We start from the raw sequence: 18,775 nt of genomic DNA, 5'->3' as shown, positions 1-18,775 counted from the left end.
TGATCGTGAATAAATACCTAAACTCACGATTGAAGCTATCAATAACTGAGTCTATTTTGGGGATTTTAAGCAATTACAAAACAACTTCAATAGTGTTTGCTCTGCCGAATACTTACACAAATTGCTCTCTTTAATTACGCTCTATAAAGATACGTATCCTAAAAGTTATAGAAGACATAGGGAAAAACCTATCTTTTTTGCTGTACCTAAGTATTATCAAATACAGGGTATTTATAGGCCAAAATTCTATGTTTTTCGGCAATATCTCTAGACAAAATTGCTGAATGCTTCGCTGAGTCCTATCCCTTAGCAGGCAATATAAAAAGCTACTCCCAGTGGAAGTAGCTCAATCAAGAAAGTGAATTTAAAAAGGTTTCTTATATGGGGATCTATAAAAAAGAGGTGATCCCTTGTTATATTTCGTGACTATGATTATGCCTGAAGGAGTCACAGTAGTGACTTTTCATAATCTTTTTTTATATTCGTAAGCGTTATCTTCTGTTGCCTTTTGTAAAGTTGTGTTTCATGCCATCTAGAGAAGCACCAAGAAACTTTGAGAGCCATACTTCTGCGTTGCGAATGGGATATTTACGATTGGCCTTAAGGGGATCGACCATCGGCTCTACCAAAATAGTGAATAAGCCCAGGCGATTTCCAGCGAGAACATCGGTGAACAGGCGATCGCCAACCATTGCGACTTCCTGAGGTCGGAGATCCATTGCGTCCATAGCTTTGCGGAGCTTGGCGCGGGATGGTTTTTTTGCGCCGAGGAGATAAGGGGCATCGACCATTTCGGCAATGCGCCCGATTCGTTGATGGCTGAGATTATTGCTAACGAGCCAGATATCGGCGGCACGCTTCATTTCGGTAACCCATTGAAGGAGATCCTCGGAGGCGCGTGCTTGTCGTATAGGCACAAGGGTTTCATCGACATCGAGGATCAGTCCTTTGATCTTGTTGCGACGCACAATTTCGGGAGTGAGATGCAGAATTGTCTGACCTAAAATCAGGTTTGGTTCTAGCAAGCTGGGATTCAAAAGCGCCATAACAATTCAACAGGATCGAAGTAAATTTAATGTTTATTTTAGCGGCTATAGACTGGGTTTTTGACTTTGGATTATCTGTAAGCTGCCGCCCGCATGGAGTTCTTTCTTGATGATGTTAAATCCAGCTGCTATGAGCTGTGATGGGAGATCGGCGCGAATCATTTGCCAGGCGGTATCAGTCTCAAACAGATACATAAAGGTATAGAGGCTCGGTATAAAAAGGGGATTGGTGGGTTGGTGGAGATCAATAAAAGTGAAAATACCGCCGGGTTTGAGGACACGATAGACTTGCTGGAAAATTTGGGTGAGCTGCTCTGGTGTCATTTCGTGGAGAGCAGCGCTGGTATGGACAATGTCAAAACTATTGTCGGGAAGCTCCATATTTTCAGCGGCACTGATGACGTAGGTTGCCTGAGGGACATTTTCTTTTGCGAGGGCGATCGCCAGAGGGGAGAGATCAAGTCCGGTGACCTGATTAGAATATTGAGTTAAAAACTGGGTGGTTTGGCCAGCACCACAGCAGAGGTCAAGGATTTTCGGGTTTGACTTATCTTCGTTAAGAATGCCTTGGAGTGCCAGATTGCGGAAACGGGTTTCGCCACCAACGGTGAGGGCTGCGAGGCGGGAAATGGTGTCATAAATCCATTGGTATTTGTAGCTCAATGGTCGTAAAAAAGTTGCCATGGCGATCGCCTCCCGAAAAACACAGACAGTATAGTTGCATAGCATAGAAGATTTTTGCGGGTAGGCGTCGCATCCTATCACTGCCAGAAATTATGAAAAGACAAGGCAATAGGGCAAAATCAATAGAGATTTATTTTGTGTAGTTGAGACTTGCTGTGACTATTTGGGAACTGGATTTTTATTCGCGTCCGATCTTGGATGACAATCAAAAAAAATTATGGGAAGTGCTCATCTGCGAAGCGCCCACCAGCATTAAACAAGGTGATGGGGATCTATTCCGGTATAGCGAGTTTTGTACGAACACAGAAGTCAACTCGATTACGCTAAAAAAAGCTATAGAAAAGGCGATCGCCGAAGCTGGTGTCAGCCCGAGTAAAATCAGGTTTTTCCGTCGTCAGATGAACAATATGATCTCGAAAGGCTGTGAAGATGCGGGTATTCCTTCTGCCCCCTCCCGCCGTGCCTACACTCTGATGCAGTGGATCGACCAACGCACTCGTGAGGTTTATCCTGAACATCCCAATTTTGATGAACAGGCGGCCCGCAATACCTCGGTGCAATATCCCTCTCTTAATGCCGTTGCTCTACCTGATGCTGTGCGAGGAGATAAAGGCGATAAATGGGCAATTGTTTCTCTAGAAGCCTCTGCATTTGAAGATTTTGATGATTGGGAAATTGATTTTGGTGAGCCCTTCCCGCTCAATAATTTAAACTCTGATACAAAAATTCCTGGCTTATTGATCTTCTCGCCGCGAGCGGTTCCCTTGGCTGGCTGGATGTCTGGCTTGGAGCTGAGCTTTTTGCATCTCAATCAACAGCCTCGTCCCAGTATGGTTTTAGAAACCGGGGTTAGTGATAGCTGGATTGTGGCGGATCTTCCCAATAAAGGCACCGTTAAAGAAGCGAAAAATTTTGAGACGGCAAAAAAGAAGGCCGAAGGTATACATTTCCTCGCTATACAAAATAGTCCTGATGATGAACGTTTTGCTGGGTTCTGGATGCTAAAGGAATAGGTTTGATCGCAGAGGCGATCGCCACAAATTTCCAAGCGTAATCGACAATCCTAGAGAGTCGACATGATTGTCTAAGAAGATTTTCCTGACCTTGAACGAATTCCCAGAAAAGATGAGTGTTGCTAAATCTGCATCGAATTCTTTCTACCGGGACAGCTTATGGTCAGCACAGGAAAAATGTTGTGTCAATGTTTGAAAGGCGATCGCCAAACCTTATTACCGGTACTATTTGGCCTCTTCTGTACCCAAGCTGTTTTGACCGCACCATTAGCAGCCCAGACGGAGATCATTGCCGACACAACCCTTGATAATCCGACCTCAACGTTTTTTATTCCAGATATTGTCCCTAGCATTGACCTTTATTTTATTTTGGGCGGCGTTGAACAAGGGGAGAATCTCTTCCATAGCTTTGAAAAATTCTCTGTTCCTGAAACAGTCTTTGCTCTTTTCAATAACGCAGCAACAACTGAAAACATTATTGCCCGTGTCACAGGGACTGAGATTTCCGAGATTGGTGGTTTTATTCAAACAGCAAATCCAGCCAATTTATTTCTAGCGAATCCTAATGGCATTGAAGTGATTCAAGGCAGTGTGCCCAATATTTTTTTAGGTGGCGGTAGTTTTGTCGCGACAACGGCAACCGATATTTTATTTCCGAATAATGCTGTCTTTGATCAAAATACAACCAGCTTAGATCCACTACTCTTTGTCTCTGCTCCTATTGGTTTAGGACTAAGTGAAACCAGTAAAAGTATTGATATTAAAGGCTCTTTGGCGAACTTAGATGGTGGTGCAACTATTTTGGTTGCTGATGGGATTAACCTTGAAGGCGACTTTGGTATTGATAGTGACATTTCGTCATTTGGAGGGGATGTTGCTCTCGTTAGCGTTGCCGGTGGTAGTCAGGTTGATTTAGTTGATACTTTTCCGATTGCTCGTACTGACACAGTGGGCAGCGATATTAATTTTGATTTTGCCAATATTCTTTTCCGTGCTCCAAACCCAGAGATAGAACAGCTTTATCTCTTTGGCGATAATTTAACGATCAATACTTTCTCGAAGATTGCCCTCGAAACAGATAATGTGGATGGTCAAGGGGCGATCGCCACCTTTGATTTTCAAGGCGATATCAACATTAGCGATACCTCTGGCTTGGAATTCACTAATCCGAATACTGGAGGCGATACGAACATCAATATTCGCGCCCAGAACTTGACTGCGAATCAAGCTTTCTTTCTGTTTAAAACTGCTAGTACAACAGAGAGAAGCACTATTAACTTCGATATTGCAGAAGACTTGGTATTTGATGACCTCACTCGCTTCAATGTTTCTAATGGTGGGGCGCAAGGCGGATCAGATATTATCTTTCGTGCAAATAACCTGCGAGTGCAGGGTGATACTGTCTTCGATATTCGTTCAGAAAGTTCCTACCTAGAAGCGAATAACAATTTACCCCGTCCAGAAGTTCTGTTTGATATCACCGAGGAATTTACTCAAGATTCCTCGCAAATTCTTGTGGATAACTACAGCGCCACTGGTGATGGTGCAGACCTGCGGATAGAAACAGCGAGATTTCGAATGCTGAATGGCTCCCAGTTGACGAATAGCCCATTACGAGGTGGAAATGGCGGCAAAATTTTAATTAATGCGAGTGAATTCTTAGAGTTATCGGGGCGTGATACAGCACAAGATGGCAATATCCTATTAGCTGACTCCAATAGTGCTGGAAATTCAGGTGGCGTTGAGATTAATACTGGACGATTAATTCTCAGAGATGGTGGCATTATTGCAGCTGGTACTTTTTTTGATGGTGATGGCGGTGCCGTGACAATTAATGCCTCTGAATCTGTAGAGTTGTCGGGCCGTAGTGAACGATGGGCGTCTGGTATTTATGCTGATTTATTGAAGAGTAGCGGGAATGGCAAAGATATTACGATTAGGACGCCTCGGTTAACAATCCAAGATCAAGCTGTAATTACGACAGGGAACTTTCAAACGTTAAATCGATCCCTTGAGGGACTTCCAGCCGGGACAGGGAAGCCGGGGAATATCAATATTTTTACGCAAGATTTGAGATTGTTTCGAGAGAGTTTGCTGAGTACGAATGCGAATAATACTGATGGCGGCAATATTAATATTGAAACGGTGACGCTCATCGCTTTGGATAACAGTGATATTACAGCGAATGCTACAGCTGGTTCTGGTGGCAGGATTTCAATTACTGCTCAGGGGATTTTTGGTACTGCTTTCCGCGATCGCCTCACATCCAGAAGTGATATTACGGCAACCTCTGATCTCGGTGCTGAATTTAATGGGGTTGTTACGCTCAATACGCCAGATGTAGACAAAACCTCTAGTTTGGATAAACTACCTGCTGATATTACTGATGCAAGTGATCAAATTGCAGCTGCTTGTGCTGCGGAAACAGGAAGTTCTTTTGCCTTAGTGGGGCGCGGTGGCATCCAAGAGAACCCAAGAATTGCACTAAATAATGGAACACTTTGGCAGGATCTTCAGAGTTATGTCGGAGAATCTAATACTACTGACATTCAACAGGCGACTCGGCCTCAAGACATTCAGCAGAGCATCGAACAACAGCCAGTGATTCAACCAATTACAAGCTGGCAAACAGATAATGCTGGACAGATTCAGCTTGTTTCTCAAGTCACCAAAAGTGCAGATACTTTAAGTTGTCGTCAGCACCAGAACATAACAAGCTGATGCGTAAATAAAGTTAACGCATGCTAAAGATGAATCAAGATTGAGTCAATGTGCCTATGCTTCAATCAGTTTGGTATACCCTTTAAAGATAAGTGGCTCACGTGAAACCTATATGTCAGAAAAATCATTAAAATTGCACCTTGGCTGTGGTCATAAAATCCTGCCGGGTTATGTCAATGTCGATAAATTTGGTGAACCAGACCTACTATTAGATTTAGAAGAGTTTCCCTGGCCTTGGGAAGATAATAGTGTTGAAGAAGTTGTCATGCATCATGTTCTCGAACATCTTGGGCAACAAACAGATGTGTACCTTGGCCTTATCCAAGAGCTTTACCGCGTCTGTAAAAGTGGTGCGATCATTGATATTCGGGTGCCACACCACCGTCATGATAATTTCATTACTGATCCTACCCATGTTCGGGCGATTACTCCGGGAGGCCTCAGTATGTTTTCTAAGAGACTTAATCAGGAATGGAAGAATACAGGTGCTGCAAATACAACACTGGGGTTATATTTAGACATTGATTTTGAAGTAGTATCTAGTGTCCATGTTCCTTCTGGAGAATGGGCGAGAAAATGGCTTGAAAAGGAGATTACATCTGAGGCGCTAAATGAGGCCGCCCACAGGTTTAATAATGTGTTTGAAGAAGTTCAGATCAAATTAAAGGCTATCAAGTAACAGTACTTGATAGTCCTAAATGTGTAAGGATGCATTGTAGTGGTGGACAAAAAGCCAGATAGCTCCGATGTGATTCTCTAACTTCTTGGAGAAGGATAGAGTCTTTCGGAATAGAGGTGAAACCCTCTGATGCACAGTGCAGTTAAAACGCTCAATGTAGCTGTTTTATCTATCTCTTTGCCTACAGCTTGATGACGTTTACGAGGGAAGAGACAGTGTCATACTTCGAGGGTTTTCGAGCGTGCCGCCTTCGCCGCCGTTCGCTGCGCCAAATGGAGGAATGATATTACCTGCATTGCGGATGACGAAAAGTTCGCCAATACTCTGTCTGGGTGATTAGGCCGGGATCAACGCGGGAATCCGAACAACAAATGAAGAGGATGCGAGGCTTGTGGCCATGCTTTAGCTGTTCAAATAGGTCAACATGACTAGCGACATAGCTTTGTTTATATTTGTCTAGCCCGCGAATGAGTTTTTTCGCTGTTGATCGCCTAATCTCGAGGTTATGTTGCAGAGCAGTAGCTTTAGATTATTCCTGTATTTTAAATCGATGTGTACGCGGGATCAATTGTTATACAAGCAAAATCACCTAAAGCTTTGCGCGAAATTATAATAAATCATAACGCTACATTTTCAGGATCAATGACATAGCCTTTTCTAAAGTGAGTGAACAAAAAAAATTATGGCCATGTTTCAGCAGAGTCATAATTTGTTATCCAATGGCACTGCTGAAAATCAGCATGTCAACCTGGTTGATCGAGTCAAAATACAAGAATAAAAAGGTATAATTTTCTTGCCAGAATATCATTTAAAAAATCATTAGAACTAATAAAAATCAAATAAGATGTTGAATTTTCTACAGCTCCTTTCTACATATTTAGTCAATACTCACACTGATATGCCGTGTTTTGCTGTTATCTAAAAAGATAATTGGAGAGACTACATAAAATAACAGCTTGATTTTGCTTGCTCCACCAATATATTTACTATTTTGGAATTATTTCGCAATTAAACATGATTAATATGAAAAATTCAAATAAAAAAATGTCTGCTATTTTCCTTCGACTATTAATCTTTATTGCAAAACTCTTGTTCGTTATTTCTCATAAATTCTCTCTGAAAGAGAGAAAAAGTATAGACAAACAGTTAAAACGATATGTAGAATTTGTAGAGAAAAAAGCATTGGATTACTCCGAAAATCTGCCTCCTTTTCCTCTCACAATAAAAGATAAAGAAATAGAAATTCATACCTTACTTTGCAAAAAAGATATTGGAATGTATCTATGGGCAATTCGTTCACTTCTTCTTTATATGAAGATTGATTGTCCTGTGGTAGTGCATGATGATGGTTCTCTCAGCAAAGACGATATCAAACTAATAGGTGAAAGCATTCCAAATATAACTATTATAGAGCGAAAATTTGCAGACAAAATAGTCGAAGAACTACTCGAAAATTATCCTTCATGCAAAGAATATCGAGAACGTGTTCCATGGGGAATTCAATTATTTGATTACCATCTTTTATCTAATGCTGGTTGGATTCTGTCATTCGATGCAGATATTCTCTTTTTTAGATTTGGGGATGAATTAGCAAAATCGATGAAGCAAAAGGATTCCATTGTTTACAATAACGAATATGGTAGTGATGTCTATCGAAAACATCTTATTCTTACTGAGATGTATCCTGATATTATTAAGGAATTGAATGCCGGTTTATTATTCTATCCCAAATCATCAGTATCTCTAGAGATAATAGAATCTATTGTCACATCGTTAATAGAAAACAAAGAAAAAATACGTTCATTTGCTCCTCTGAGATTTGGTAGCCAGATAATTTATGCAATTATGCTAGGAATCAAGAAAACAAGACCTTTGTCTAAAGTTTATTCCGTGAATCCATCATCTCGAGTAGGGAAAGATAATTTAGTCTGCAAACACTTTTGTAGTGGCTGGAAAATGGGATTTTGGATTGAAGGCATCTATACTTTACTAGCAAGATCTGAATTCTTCACTGAAAAAAAGAGTTGATTTTTGCTCAATTTTTTTAATACCAAGAAAATCAGTGATTAGTAAAATTTTCTTTTCTTTAAAAGGAGTAGATATTTTGATAGTCCTACAGGTGTAAGGATAATAAAAGAGAAATTAAACCAAAAGACTCCCCCAAATGATTCACTGTCTCAGTTGTCAGTCCACAAGAGCCGTCAAAAATGGTCGTATCCATAGCGGCAAACAAAACCATAAGTGCCGTGACTGTCTGTGGTCGCCGCTTTATTTAGAGGATGTCTGAAAAGGGTCTGACTGTAACTTTTGTCATTATGAGCCTGACGAAAAAATAGGAATTTCAGAGGATTTTCTTTGTGGAATCACCTACATGTCTATGCTCAAAATATACTTTTCAGACATCCTCTTAGCTACTCAAGATAAAACCAAGTTAAATATATCTGCCATTGCTGTAGTCGAAGAAGCTCGCATCAAGGTGAGTGATTGGGTTGCAGCAGTTCCCCAAAAACAAAAGCGTTATCACCCGAAGAGTATATTGCCCTAGAAGCGGATTTTGAGGTACGGCATGAATATCGAGATGGGGAGATTATTGAGATTATCGACGGAACAACAAATCACAATACAATTACGCTGAATTTTGTGTTTTGTTTTCTCTCTTACTTCCGCGATAAAAACTATGAGATTTACTCCAATGATGTGAGGCTCTGGATTCCCAAAACAAATAAATATACTTACCCTGATGTAATGATTGTTCGGGATGAGCCGATCTATACAGATACAACTAAGATGACGATCACGAATCCGATTGTCATTGCGGAAGTGTTATCAAGCTCCACACAAAATTATGATCAAGGAGAAAAGTTTGATGCCTATCGTTCTATTCCAAACTTCTCTGAATACTTACTGATTGACCAATATCAATGCTACGTAAAACATTTTGCGAAGACGGCTGAAAATCAATGGCTTTTGACTGACTGCAAAGGTGTTAATGAAACGATTGCCTTGGCTTCAATAGATTTTGATCTAGCTCTAAATGAACTCTACAAAGGCATAGTCTTTGAATAATGCTGAGATGATCGTCTGTTGAAAGCCCCAACTTCTCGAGAAAGTTGGGGATTTATCATTTCTTGAGGGATCACAAGCATTTTTGAGCCGAGGCGCTATGAGGGAAGAAATATCTTCGTGTCGAAATTAGCTTGCAATGAGTCAAGAAAAGCGTCAAGGGCAATACGCACGAAATCTTTATTTGATTTGAGTGTTAGCCAATATTTTATTACTAAGAATATAATCTGGCTGACAAAGAAATTGATTCTATACGGAAGTCAATGACATGTCTAATAAGCACCAGATTGTTTTATCTAAATTATTGCAATTAGTCTCTAATCATAGGAGAGATTCGTCTGTTGTTTATCCGTTTTTGCAAGAACATATTGATTATTTAGATAATACTTTTTTAAAGCTTATTCAAGGGAGATTTAAAACTATTCCTAATCATATAAAAGATGACGAACAGAAAGCATGAATTGCTAATGATTTAGGGGACTTAGGAGATCTTATTAATCAGTTTCCGTTGGGGGATAAAAGTATAAATATCGAAATTGGAATTGTTTGTTATGAAACAGCTTTGCTTCTTATCGAGAAAAAACTGAATCCATTAATATGGGCAAGAATCAAGAATAATTTAGGTATTGCTCTTTCGTATAAAACTCAGGGCAACTATGCCAATAATGTTGAGCAGGCAATACTTTCTTATAAATCTGCTCTCAAAATCTATAGCAGCGAAGGAGAAGGTTAGGACATAGAACAGAAGGCTATTCTGATGGCATCGAACAAATCCTCAGTCTTCTTGATGAGCTTACTTACCTCCTTCTTTAACCTCCCCCAAAACTTCTCTATCTTGTTCAGGTGTGGTGAGTAGGGTGGCAAAAATATCACTTCACATCCTGCCTTCGCCACCAATGTTTGTATTCTTTCCTTTGGATGAACACTGGCATTATCCAGAATAATAATTTGACCCGGAATCAACTCTGGCACTAAGCAATCCTCTACCCATTGGCAAACTAAGGCGCTGTTGGCATAGCCCTCAAATACCATCGGTGCTATCTGCTCTCCCTCTCGCCATCCTCCAATCACGCTAACTCGTTCTGTACGATGACCTAACTTCTCTGCGATAAACCTCTCTGACTTATGGCAGTAGCCATACCCATAATCTAAGGTATTATCAAATCCACTTTCATCGATATATACGAGTCGTTCTTTGGACATACTGCTTCAGTTGTGCCACAAATGCTTTTTTCTAATTCTTTATCTCTCTCTTGATATCGATAGGTCTTTTTTTTTCGAGTAAATTCAATTTTCCGTAGAGCTTCACGTCTGGATGCATCACTAATAGACTCTGGCCATTTCTCCGCCATTTCCTTCTGGGTTAGATGCCCATATTCCTCTGCAAAAGCACGAAAAGCATCTAGATCATTAATCTTCGGTTGAGGGCCTCGACGGTAATCTGTCTTCGGAGCGACTGAACCGATTTTCTCTCGTTGTTTCAGCCACAGGTCTAGCGTATTTCGGCTAATACCAAAGAAGCGACAGATATCACTTTTTCGTTCACCTTTATCGAAGGCGGCAACAGCTTTTAGGCGTAAATCAAGACTATGGGGAGCAGGCATGGCATCTATGTTTATTGCTTCTATCCTATTCTGTCTTAACCCACTCCTTGCCTGCTATATACTCGCGAAGACTTTCCAGAAAGCTGGGCAATGACTCAAAACAACCTAGCAAATATCTACACGGAGCGTATTTGGGGAAATAAATTACAAAATATTGAAAACGCCATTAGATTTTGTCAGCAAGCTCTTGAAGTTTACATTCACGCTTCTTTTCCAATAGACTGGGCAGCGGCTCAAGTTACATTAGGAAACGCCTATATGCAGAGAATTAGAGGTAAAAGAGAAGAAAATATTGAATTTGCAATTGATGTATATAGACTCTCTCTGGAAGTTTATAAGAGTAGTACTTTTCCTAAACAGTGGGCAACTGTTCAAAATAACTTAGCTATGTCTTATCGATGTCGCCTTAGAGGGGACAGAGCAGAAAATATCGAGTCTGCAATTATTACCTACAAAGAGGCACTTTGTGTTAGAACTCGCGAAACATATCCAGTAGACTGGGCAATGACTCAGAACAATTTAGGAAATGCTTACAGTGAAAGAATATTGGGGAATACTGCAAGTAATATTGAATGTGCAATTGATGCGTATGAGCGAGCTCTCGAAATTAGAACTTATAAAGCATCTCCTGTAAATTGGGCGAGAACTTTAAGTAATCTTGCTATTGCTTACCGAAAACGTATCAATGGTGAAGCTGCGAAAAATATAGAAATATCTATTAATGCACTTAAGTTATCTCTAAAAGTAAGAAACCGTGAAGATCTTCCTATAGAATGGGCAATCACTCAAAATAATTTATCCCTTGCATACTTAAACCGTGTTGAAGGAAGCCGAAAAGACAATATTGAATCTGCAAAAAGTGCTTGTGAAGCAGCTCTTGAAATTTACACTCAAGAACAAAATTCTCATCAATGGGCAACAGCTCAGAACAACTTGGGTTTTGTGTATTGTGAACGGATAAAAGGAAATCCAGTAGAAAATATTAATGCTACTATTAAGAGGATGTCTGAAAAGTATATTTTGAGCATAGACATGTAGGTGATTCCACAAAGAAAATCCTCTGAAATTCCTATTTTTTCGTCAGGCTCATAATGACAAAAGTTACAGTCAGACCCTTTTCAGACAACCTCTAAAGCTTACCAGCGAGCACTTGAGATTCGAACATTGGATGATTATCCCCTTGATTGTTTGCAATCTGCCAGTAATCTAGGCAATCTTTATTTCGTAAATAAACAATGGTCAGAGGCGATAAATACTTACAAACTAGCAATTAGTGCTATTGAAAGTGTTCGTAACATTGTGCTTAGTGATCGCCATCGTCAACAAATCATTGATAAGTCTATTCGGGTTTTTACAAACATTACCCAAAGTTATGTTGAACTCAATCAGACTGATCACGCTTTAACCTATGCTGAACGTAGTAAATCCCGAAATTTAACAGAACTTCTTTTTAGCCGTGAGCTTTATCCGAAAGGTGATGTTGACCCAGAGATTATCGAGAAACTCAAAGAATTTCGTCGCCGAATTCCCACTCTAGATCGTCAATTGCAAGTCCTCGAAGAATCTAATCGTAATAATACTAATCCTCTGACTCAGCAAGCTCGCGAACAAATTTCTGCTGAATTGAAACAAGCGAGAGCCGAGTTAGATCAAGTACTTGAAAAGATTAAGCCTATCGATCCGACTTTTACGCTGACCCAAACCGTTCAACCCATCACTTTTGCAGAGATTCAGGATTTATTAGATGACCAAACTGCCATTGTGGAGTGGTATATAACCGAAGAAAAAACCTTTGCTTTCCTAATCACGAAAGATCAAGCTCAACCGATTCTCCATGCCGTTGAAACTGAGATTATTGCTGAAGCTGTCCAAAAATATCTAGAGCTTTATGGTCAAACTCATCGCTTCACTAAGACAGAAGCGAAAGAGCAATTTGCAATAGTCTCAAAAGCCCTCTGCCAAGCCCTTCACCTTGACCAAATTCTGGAACAACTCCAGCAATTCGATCTGAATAAACTCATTCTCATTCCCCATCGCCAGCTACATTTTCTCCCCTTCCATGCCCTTCCCCTAAGCGATGATCGTTGTTTACTCGATAAATTCTCCGCTGGTGTCAGTTACGCGCCCAGTTGCCAACTCCTGCAAGTCCTCGAACGCCAAGAAAAATCAGCAAATGATCATTTCTTCGCCATTAAAAATCCCACCCAAGATTTACTCTTCTCCGAGCTGGAAGTTGAAGCTATTAGCGATTATTTCCCTGAAACCGACATTCTGGATCGAAAAAATGCCTCTGAAACGAATTTCCGCAACCATCCCAACCTCGAAAAACTGAATTGTCTCCATTTCTCCTGCCACGGCACATTTGATTTTCAGTCTCCCCTCAACTCCGCCTTAATTCTGAACGACGACAATGAAGATAATGCCGATAACCGTCTCACTCTCGCTGAGATCTTTGAACTCAACTTGCCAAACTGTAGCCTTGTTAGCCTTTCCGCCTGCGAAACTGGAATTACTGACCTGAATTCCCTCGGCGATGAATACGTCGGCTTACCCAGTGGGTTTATTTATGCCGGAGCTTCTGCTGTGATTAGTAGTCTTTGGCCAGTGAGCGACCTTGCTACATCGATTTTGATGATCCAGACCTATCACTATCTGAAAAATGGTCTCCCTAATCAAAAAGTCACAGCGTTTTCACCATCACCATTTGGCTTTAGTTTTCAGGGATTAGACGGTTCACTCCAAACTGGAATAGCTCCAATTGCAAGGACAACTGAAACCATAAATTCACCAGAACAATTACCGACACCCGCTCAAGCCTTAAACGCTGCCCAAAACTGGATGCGCACCCTCACTCCAGAGAAAGGACAAGCATTTCTAGACGAGATTAGTCCAATCGTGAAGCGGAGATTACCAGAAAAAAAAGCCGAACTTTATCTCAATACACTCACTGCTGTGCTTCTTAAACCAGAGTCAGAGTATTGTCATCCTTATTACTGGGCAGCGTTTACCGTTGTGGGAATTTAAGTGCGAGTGGAACACCACTTCTTAACGCTTTTTTTCGCGACATAAAGAACAATCGGTGTCGCAATAGCAGTCGAAATTTGACCAGCAGCAGCTAGAGCACCCACTGCCGCAGTCAGTAAACCACTCATGACCTCATCCATAAAATCCTCATCACAAATAATGTGACTAAAACCTTGAATATACTTGTCTATAGGTTTCTCACTATCTCGTGTAATGTTGATACCAAACTGTGGAGCAAGGGCACTGATTGCTTGCTCGATATTGCCATCACACAGTTCAATGACATCTAAGGTCGAGAGACTCTCTGGAACCCCATCGAAAGATTTACGAAACTTGGATAGTTCTTCAGCAGAAAGGATTGTGGCCATAGTTTTTAAGTCTTTAACCCGATTTTCTTTCAGGTTATCACCACTCAAAGAACACTAAGAAAAAATCAGTTGGCGATCGCCCTTTTTCTTATCCTGTGGGATTCTACGTAATGAATAAAAGCGGAGATGTAGAATACTCTATGTGCTTTCTCGCCCTAATTTTCTATGCAGTCATCCCTGATTAACGGTCGCTACCAAATTATTAAAACCCTTGGACAAGGGGGCTTCGGCGATACGTTTTTGGCGAAGGATATGCAGCTTCCTTCCCAGCGGCAATGTGTGTTGAAAGCCCTGAAGGTTCAGGCAACTAGCCCTGAAATGGTGCAAGAGATTCAGCGAAGATTTCAGCGGGAAGCGGCAATCCTAGAAGGCTTGGGAGAAAATAATCCGCAAATTCCGCGACTGTTTGCCTATTTCGAAGATCAGGGCAAATTTTATTTAGTTCAAGAATGGATCGATGGACTCACGCTCCAGGATATTGTGCAGCAGCGGGGCTGTATGTCTCTGGAGCAGGTAAAGGATTTACTGGTGGATTTATTGCCAGTGCTGCAATCGATTCACGACAAATACATTATTCATCGCGATATTAAACCCGAAAATATTATTCTGCGGGAAAGTGATCAACGACCTGTCTTGATTGACTTTGGGGCAGTAAAAGAAGCGCTCACCACATCGATTTATCCGGATGGGAGTAGTCCCGTTTCTGTGGCGATTGGGACGCCGGGCTATATGGCACCAGAACAGGGTACAGGTCGCCCTGTTTATTCGAGTGATCTATATGGACTGGGTTTTACCGCGATTTATCTTCTCACTGGCAAGTCACCCCAACATTTCGCGACGGATACCCAAACAGGTGAGTTGATTTGGCAACAAGATTTTCCTTATATAAATAGTCCTCTCGGTCAGGCGATCGCCAAAACTGTAAAATTCCATCCCCGCGATCGCTTTCCCACTGCTAATGCGATGTCGCATGAGCTACTCAATCAATCCACTCCAACCCAACCTTTCCCAACGTCATCGCCCTCCATACAACCTGTTATTCCCAGTTCTCCATCAGTTCAACAAAGCAACCCGACTCAAACTACGGCAACAAGGGTGATTGGTTCTCCTGCTCCTGCGTTGCAGACATCGGCGACGGCCACACCTGTCGTGGTAAATCCATCTCCTCCCCCTCAAAAACAAAAATCGGGTGGCTGGAAAATCGGTTGTGCATTGTTATTTTTTAGTTTGTTGGGACTTGGGGCTGGGTTATGGTTGGCCTTCGCTGTTTTAGGGCGATCGCAGGTACAAGATTTTCCCCCAAGCTCAGAACTAGATCCTCCCACCGAAAATCCTATTGACCCAACTCCGGAAGAACCCGAACCAGAGCCAGAGGAACCAGAAGAACCCACACCTGTGGAGCCAGAACCCGAACCGGAGCCAGAGCCGGAGCCGGAGCCAGAGCCTCAACCAGAACCGGAGCCTCAGGAACCAGCTTTCCCTTTAATACCAGTCGGTAAAAACGAAGAAGATATTGCTGAAGCGCTGGGGACTCCCACAGAGCGGCGGACAGGATTTTGGCCAGATAGTATCGCTATTCTCTACAAGGATTACGGCCCGCAAAATGTGTCGCTCGGTTATGTCGTCGATGACAAAAAATTTAACGTGCGCCAAACAGAAGTGACGTTTCCTATCGGCACAGATGTGACTTTGATTCAAAATACAGCAGAAGAATTAATCCCCGAGAAAGTCCCTAAAGAAATTCTTGAGGCGATCGCCGACGTCCATTCTGGTAATAGTGATTTACGATCTTTCCGCACTAAAAAATATCGTGGTCAAATCCAGCGAAATGACAGCGGACGTTTATATCTGGGCGTTTGGGATAAAGATTTTCATTAGGATTTGGACTGCATCATGAAGGATAAAGAGGCGATCGCCGTAGTCACGACCACAGGAAATTTAGAAGAAGCCCAACGAATTGCGCGGGAGATTGTGGACGAAAAACTCGCAGCCTGTGCTCAGATTACGCCGATCGAAAGTATTTACCGTTGGCAAGGTGATGTGCACCATTCGCCAGAATTTAAAGTGGTCTTTAAAACTGTCTCTGTAAATTACGAGGCGATCGAGAAAGTAATTTTGGCTAGACATTCCTACGAGCTACCAGAGATTTATGCGATCGCCTTGGCCCAGAGTTATGCACCCTATGCAGAATGGATTTCCGCAAATACCGAAACCCTAGCGTAGAGATGACCTTTGGCCAACTAAACTTTTGTCCTGATCCATCCTTATATGTAACTGTTGAATGAACATGGGCTAAATTAAAGTCAAGTTATTTGGCATTCAGATTCGAATATTACGAGGTTAAAGAGTTATGCCTGAATCAAACCAGCAGGATAATGGCGATCGCCTCGATTTCGATATTCTTCGCAATGCGATTTTGGGAGAACAAATTTCTGAATATGAAACGAAAATTAGTGATTTAGAAGAACAGATTAGTGGCGTACGAGAAGAGATGCGTGCCCAGGGTAACGAAGTTCAAAGTGCGATCGAAAAGAAAATTGATGAGATCCTACAGGTGATTCAAGTCGCCCCACCCCAAGCGAAAGAAACACCCGTCTCTCCTCCTAACCAAATCCCAGCGCCAACTCCAGCCCAAAACAAGCCGCAACCAGTACCTGTGGCTCCGAAATTTGTTGAACAAACACCCCCTTCGCCTGCCCCGACTCCAATCCAAAACAAGCCGCAACCAGTACCTGTGGCTCCGAAATTTGTTGAGCCAACACCCCCTTCACCTGCCCCAATCCCTCAACCAAAAGCTTCTCCTACTCCTCAACCTCCCAATACACCACCATCCGTTACCCCTCCAAAATTAGATCTAACTCCTCCAAAAGTCGTTACACCAGAACCAACTTCTCCAAAAGTAACCACACCAGAACTAACTTCTCCAGAGCCAGAATTGCCAAAAGAACCGACAGATACCAGTGCGAGCGTAGATTTTTTCTCCACACAAATTAATGGCATCCTCAACAATCAAGCTGCCCCTAAACCTGAAACAAAGCAGGAACAGCCAACTCCAGAGCCGACGAATACTAATGCGACAATAAATGCTTTCGCTGCACAGATTAATAGCATCCTCACTAATCAAGTGTCCGTCGAGACCCCGACAAACCAGGAACAGCCAATTGAGGTGATGGCTTCGCCAATTCCAGATGTTATTGAGCTACCTAGTCCACCACCACAGACAACTCCCGTTACAACACCACAGCCATCAGCTTACTCTGCACCTCAAACCCAATCGTCTGAACGTCAGCAACATCAACATGTTGTCCCCGATGATAGAGCTGCTCAGATACAACAATTTCGGGATTTGATGTGGAATGAAGAAGTGCTGCGTTTACGTCAGACAAATGCTCAGCTTGATCGCCAATTGCTGCAAATTGATCAATATATCGCTTCATCCCAACAACCCCTCGATGAGTTGTTGCCGCTAATGACTGACCTGGTGCAGCTGAAAATTCAAGAGGCTAAATCTGTACCGGAATCTGTTGAACCTGTCATTGTCCAGTCCTCAAATTCTTCAGAATCTCCACGGCCAATATCGAAGCCGAGACGTTTTCCTTGGCGAGGTCTTTTGGTTGGATTATTTGTACTTTCGTTGATTCCGATTGGATTGTATGGCTATTGGTTAAGACGAATCTATTTATTTGAGCAAGAGGTGGCGATCGCCTTACAAACAACGCCAGAACTTGCTCTATATCGCCTCACACCAGATATCAGCCCAGATATTCGCGATAAGACGCTTTATCTCACTGGCCGCTTACCAAGACAAGAACTCAGTGACCAAGCGGCGGCGATCGCCCGTCAGACTTTGCCAGATTTTGAGCTGAGCAACAATATTTTGGTGATTGAAGAACCTTTAGATAAAGCCCAACGCCAAGCTGAAATCGAGAAAATATTGACTCCCCTCAATAGCGTTAATGGCATTCAAGTAGATGCCCAACTCGACGGCGATCGCGTTACCCTTGCCGGCACTGTTTTACAAGCTGACGATATTACAACGATTATTGAGGCCGTCGAGCAAATCAACGGCATCGAACAAATTACGAATAATATCCAAGTCGAGACCCAGCCTATTAGTACCCGTGTCTATTTCGACCAAAACTCCGCTGTCGTCAAACCTCGTGATATTGACCAGAAATTATTATTAGTCAAACAATACCTTGCCCGATATCCCAACATCAATCTCCGCATCATTGGCTATCAACACCCCACCGAATACACTGCCGATGTTGCTCTAAAACGTGTGCAAGCAGTGCAATTGCTCCTTGAAGATAAAGGCATTGATCGTCGTCGAATCATTGCTTTTGGCGTTAAGCAGCCTCCACCAGATATCACCTCAGATGATCCCATTTGGTTAAGCCGAACCGTAATTTTCGACATTGCCCGAGATACTTCTAATGCTGGCAACCCCTAATAGCGAATAATCCTTTCGCTAGAAAACCACCATTTCATCAAAAACTGTAAAATTAGCGACCTTTTCCTTTTGGTTTCCCGTGGTTCACAATGAGCTGATGAATTTGTGATGCACTCAGAA

The 18,775-nt window shown here is 42.1% G+C and carries 15 protein-coding genes and 3 pseudogenes; 12 read left to right on the top strand and 6 right to left on the bottom strand.

Annotated elements, in window-relative coordinates; genetic code table 11:
* Window positions 1-491: 491 nt before the first annotated feature.
* Both LEPTO7376_RS10970 and LEPTO7376_RS10965 read right to left on the bottom strand, forming a co-directional pair.
* Entirely contained in the window at window positions 492-1,046 is a 555-nt protein-coding gene (locus tag LEPTO7376_RS10970; protein ID WP_015134243.1) for a YqeG family HAD IIIA-type phosphatase, read from the bottom strand.
* A 45-nt stretch (window positions 1,047-1,091) separates the two neighbouring features.
* Window positions 1,092-1,730 (bottom strand): class I SAM-dependent methyltransferase, encoded by a 639-nt coding sequence (locus tag LEPTO7376_RS10965; protein WP_015134242.1) that lies wholly within the window; start codon window positions 1,728-1,730, stop codon window positions 1,092-1,094.
* A 155-nt stretch (window positions 1,731-1,885) separates the two neighbouring features.
* Between LEPTO7376_RS10965 and LEPTO7376_RS10960 the strand changes: the two genes are divergently transcribed.
* The 3 genes from LEPTO7376_RS10960 to LEPTO7376_RS10950 all read left to right on the top strand — a co-directional run bounded on the left by LEPTO7376_RS10960 (window position 1,886) and on the right by LEPTO7376_RS10950 (window position 6,143).
* Complete coding sequence (locus tag LEPTO7376_RS10960; protein ID WP_015134241.1) at window positions 1,886-2,743, top strand: Tab2/Atab2 family RNA-binding protein; 858 nt, start codon at window positions 1,886-1,888, stop codon at window positions 2,741-2,743.
* A gap of 177 nt (window positions 2,744-2,920) precedes the next feature.
* Window positions 2,921-5,464 carry a filamentous hemagglutinin N-terminal domain-containing protein gene (locus LEPTO7376_RS10955; protein ID WP_041763491.1) on the top strand — a complete coding sequence of 848 codons (2,544 nt, stop codon included), beginning with the start codon at window positions 2,921-2,923 and terminating at the stop codon, window positions 5,462-5,464.
* Window positions 5,465-5,576: 112 nt separating this feature from the next.
* Window positions 5,577-6,143, top strand: coding sequence for a hypothetical protein (locus LEPTO7376_RS10950; RefSeq protein ID WP_015134239.1), 567 nt, complete (start codon window positions 5,577-5,579; stop codon window positions 6,141-6,143).
* 15 nt (window positions 6,144-6,158) lie between these two features.
* On the opposite strand, the pseudogene LEPTO7376_RS27550 reads toward LEPTO7376_RS10950, so the two are convergent.
* Together LEPTO7376_RS27550 and LEPTO7376_RS26925 are read right to left on the bottom strand one after the other, a co-directional pair.
* A pseudogene (locus tag LEPTO7376_RS27550) lies at window positions 6,159-6,355 on the bottom strand (IS1 family transposase); the annotation flags it as partial.
* A 22-nt stretch (window positions 6,356-6,377) separates the two neighbouring features.
* A pseudogene (locus LEPTO7376_RS26925) lies at window positions 6,378-6,639 on the bottom strand (carbonic anhydrase); the annotation flags it as partial.
* 518 nt (window positions 6,640-7,157) lie between these two features.
* On the opposite strand from LEPTO7376_RS26925, the gene LEPTO7376_RS10945 reads away from it, so the two are divergent.
* From LEPTO7376_RS10945 to LEPTO7376_RS10930, 4 genes are all read left to right on the top strand, one after another.
* Window positions 7,158-8,171 carry a hypothetical protein gene (locus LEPTO7376_RS10945; protein ID WP_015134238.1) on the top strand — a complete coding sequence of 338 codons (1,014 nt, stop codon included), beginning with the start codon at window positions 7,158-7,160 and terminating at the stop codon, window positions 8,169-8,171.
* 136 nt (window positions 8,172-8,307) lie between these two features.
* The gene (locus tag LEPTO7376_RS29060; protein ID WP_225901201.1) at window positions 8,308-8,430 is read left to right on the top strand and encodes an IS1 family transposase; all 123 of its coding nucleotides are present in this window, start codon (window positions 8,308-8,310) and stop codon (window positions 8,428-8,430) included.
* A 197-nt stretch (window positions 8,431-8,627) separates the two neighbouring features.
* The gene (locus tag LEPTO7376_RS10940) at window positions 8,628-9,209 is read left to right on the top strand and encodes a Uma2 family endonuclease (RefSeq protein ID WP_015134236.1); all 582 of its coding nucleotides are present in this window, start codon (window positions 8,628-8,630) and stop codon (window positions 9,207-9,209) included.
* Between the two features lie 505 nt (window positions 9,210-9,714).
* The gene (locus LEPTO7376_RS10930; RefSeq protein ID WP_041763487.1) at window positions 9,715-9,939 is read left to right on the top strand and encodes a hypothetical protein; all 225 of its coding nucleotides are present in this window, start codon (window positions 9,715-9,717) and stop codon (window positions 9,937-9,939) included.
* Here LEPTO7376_RS10930 and LEPTO7376_RS29055 read toward each other — a convergent pair.
* Window positions 9,936-10,810: pseudogene (locus tag LEPTO7376_RS29055) on the bottom strand (IS630 family transposase). The gene LEPTO7376_RS10930 and the pseudogene LEPTO7376_RS29055 overlap by 4 nt on opposite strands.
* A gap of 90 nt (window positions 10,811-10,900) precedes the next feature.
* On the opposite strand from LEPTO7376_RS29055, the gene LEPTO7376_RS10915 reads away from it, so the two are divergent.
* The gene (locus LEPTO7376_RS10915) at window positions 10,901-11,848 is read left to right on the top strand and encodes a tetratricopeptide repeat protein (protein ID WP_051188769.1); all 948 of its coding nucleotides are present in this window, start codon (window positions 10,901-10,903) and stop codon (window positions 11,846-11,848) included.
* Window positions 11,849-11,974: 126 nt separating this feature from the next.
* Complete coding sequence (locus LEPTO7376_RS10910) at window positions 11,975-13,834, top strand: CHAT domain-containing protein (RefSeq protein ID WP_015134235.1); 1,860 nt, start codon at window positions 11,975-11,977, stop codon at window positions 13,832-13,834.
* Here the strand turns inward: LEPTO7376_RS10910 and LEPTO7376_RS10905 are convergent.
* On the bottom strand, window positions 13,831-14,202 hold the full coding sequence (locus tag LEPTO7376_RS10905) for a hypothetical protein (protein WP_015134234.1): 372 nt from the start codon (window positions 14,200-14,202) through the stop codon (window positions 13,831-13,833). The genes LEPTO7376_RS10910 and LEPTO7376_RS10905 overlap by 4 nt on opposite strands.
* Window positions 14,203-14,367: 165 nt before the next feature.
* On the opposite strand from LEPTO7376_RS10905, the gene LEPTO7376_RS10900 reads away from it, so the two are divergent.
* The 3 genes from LEPTO7376_RS10900 (at window position 14,368) to LEPTO7376_RS10890 (ending at window position 18,655) form a co-directional block, all read left to right on the top strand.
* On the top strand, window positions 14,368-16,080 hold the full coding sequence (locus tag LEPTO7376_RS10900; protein WP_015134233.1) for a serine/threonine-protein kinase: 1,713 nt from the start codon (window positions 14,368-14,370) through the stop codon (window positions 16,078-16,080).
* A gap of 15 nt (window positions 16,081-16,095) precedes the next feature.
* The gene (gene cutA, locus LEPTO7376_RS10895; RefSeq protein ID WP_015134232.1) at window positions 16,096-16,425 is read left to right on the top strand and encodes a divalent-cation tolerance protein CutA; all 330 of its coding nucleotides are present in this window, start codon (window positions 16,096-16,098) and stop codon (window positions 16,423-16,425) included.
* Window positions 16,426-16,552: 127 nt separating this feature from the next.
* Window positions 16,553-18,655 (top strand): BON domain-containing protein, encoded by a 2,103-nt coding sequence (locus LEPTO7376_RS10890; RefSeq protein WP_015134231.1) that lies wholly within the window; start codon window positions 16,553-16,555, stop codon window positions 18,653-18,655.
* Window positions 18,656-18,775 lie beyond the last annotated feature (120 nt).

The sequence above is a fragment of the [Leptolyngbya] sp. PCC 7376 genome (assembly GCF_000316605.1).
Classification (GTDB): domain Bacteria; phylum Cyanobacteriota; class Cyanobacteriia; order Cyanobacteriales; family MRBY01; genus MRBY01.
The sequence above is the reverse complement of the archived record's forward strand: the minus strand, read 5'-3'. Positions and strand labels throughout refer to the sequence as shown.

Bases quoted from the DNA above. Each gene is read 5' to 3' on its own strand.
- LEPTO7376_RS10970 (WP_015134243.1), bottom strand. From the start codon at position 1,046: ATGGCGCTTTTGAATCCCAGCTTGCTAGAACCAAACCTGATTTTAGGT.
- LEPTO7376_RS10965 (WP_015134242.1), bottom strand. From the start codon at position 1,730: ATGGCAACTTTTTTACGACCATTGAGCTACAAATACCAATGGATTTAT.
- LEPTO7376_RS10955 (WP_041763491.1), top strand. From the start codon at position 2,921: ATGTTGTGTCAATGTTTGAAAGGCGATCGCCAAACCTTATTACCGGTA.
- LEPTO7376_RS10950 (WP_015134239.1), top strand. From the start codon at position 5,577: ATGTCAGAAAAATCATTAAAATTGCACCTTGGCTGTGGTCATAAAATC.
- LEPTO7376_RS10945 (WP_015134238.1), top strand. From the start codon at position 7,158: ATGATTAATATGAAAAATTCAAATAAAAAAATGTCTGCTATTTTCCTT.
- LEPTO7376_RS29060 (WP_225901201.1), top strand. From the start codon at position 8,308: ATGATTCACTGTCTCAGTTGTCAGTCCACAAGAGCCGTCAAAAATGGT.
- LEPTO7376_RS10915 (WP_051188769.1), top strand. From the start codon at position 10,901: ATGACTCAAAACAACCTAGCAAATATCTACACGGAGCGTATTTGGGGA.
- LEPTO7376_RS10905 (WP_015134234.1), bottom strand. From the start codon at position 14,202: ATGGCCACAATCCTTTCTGCTGAAGAACTATCCAAGTTTCGTAAATCT.
- LEPTO7376_RS10900 (WP_015134233.1), top strand. From the start codon at position 14,368: ATGCAGTCATCCCTGATTAACGGTCGCTACCAAATTATTAAAACCCTT.
- cutA (WP_015134232.1), top strand. From the start codon at position 16,096: ATGAAGGATAAAGAGGCGATCGCCGTAGTCACGACCACAGGAAATTTA.
- LEPTO7376_RS10890 (WP_015134231.1), top strand. From the start codon at position 16,553: ATGCCTGAATCAAACCAGCAGGATAATGGCGATCGCCTCGATTTCGAT.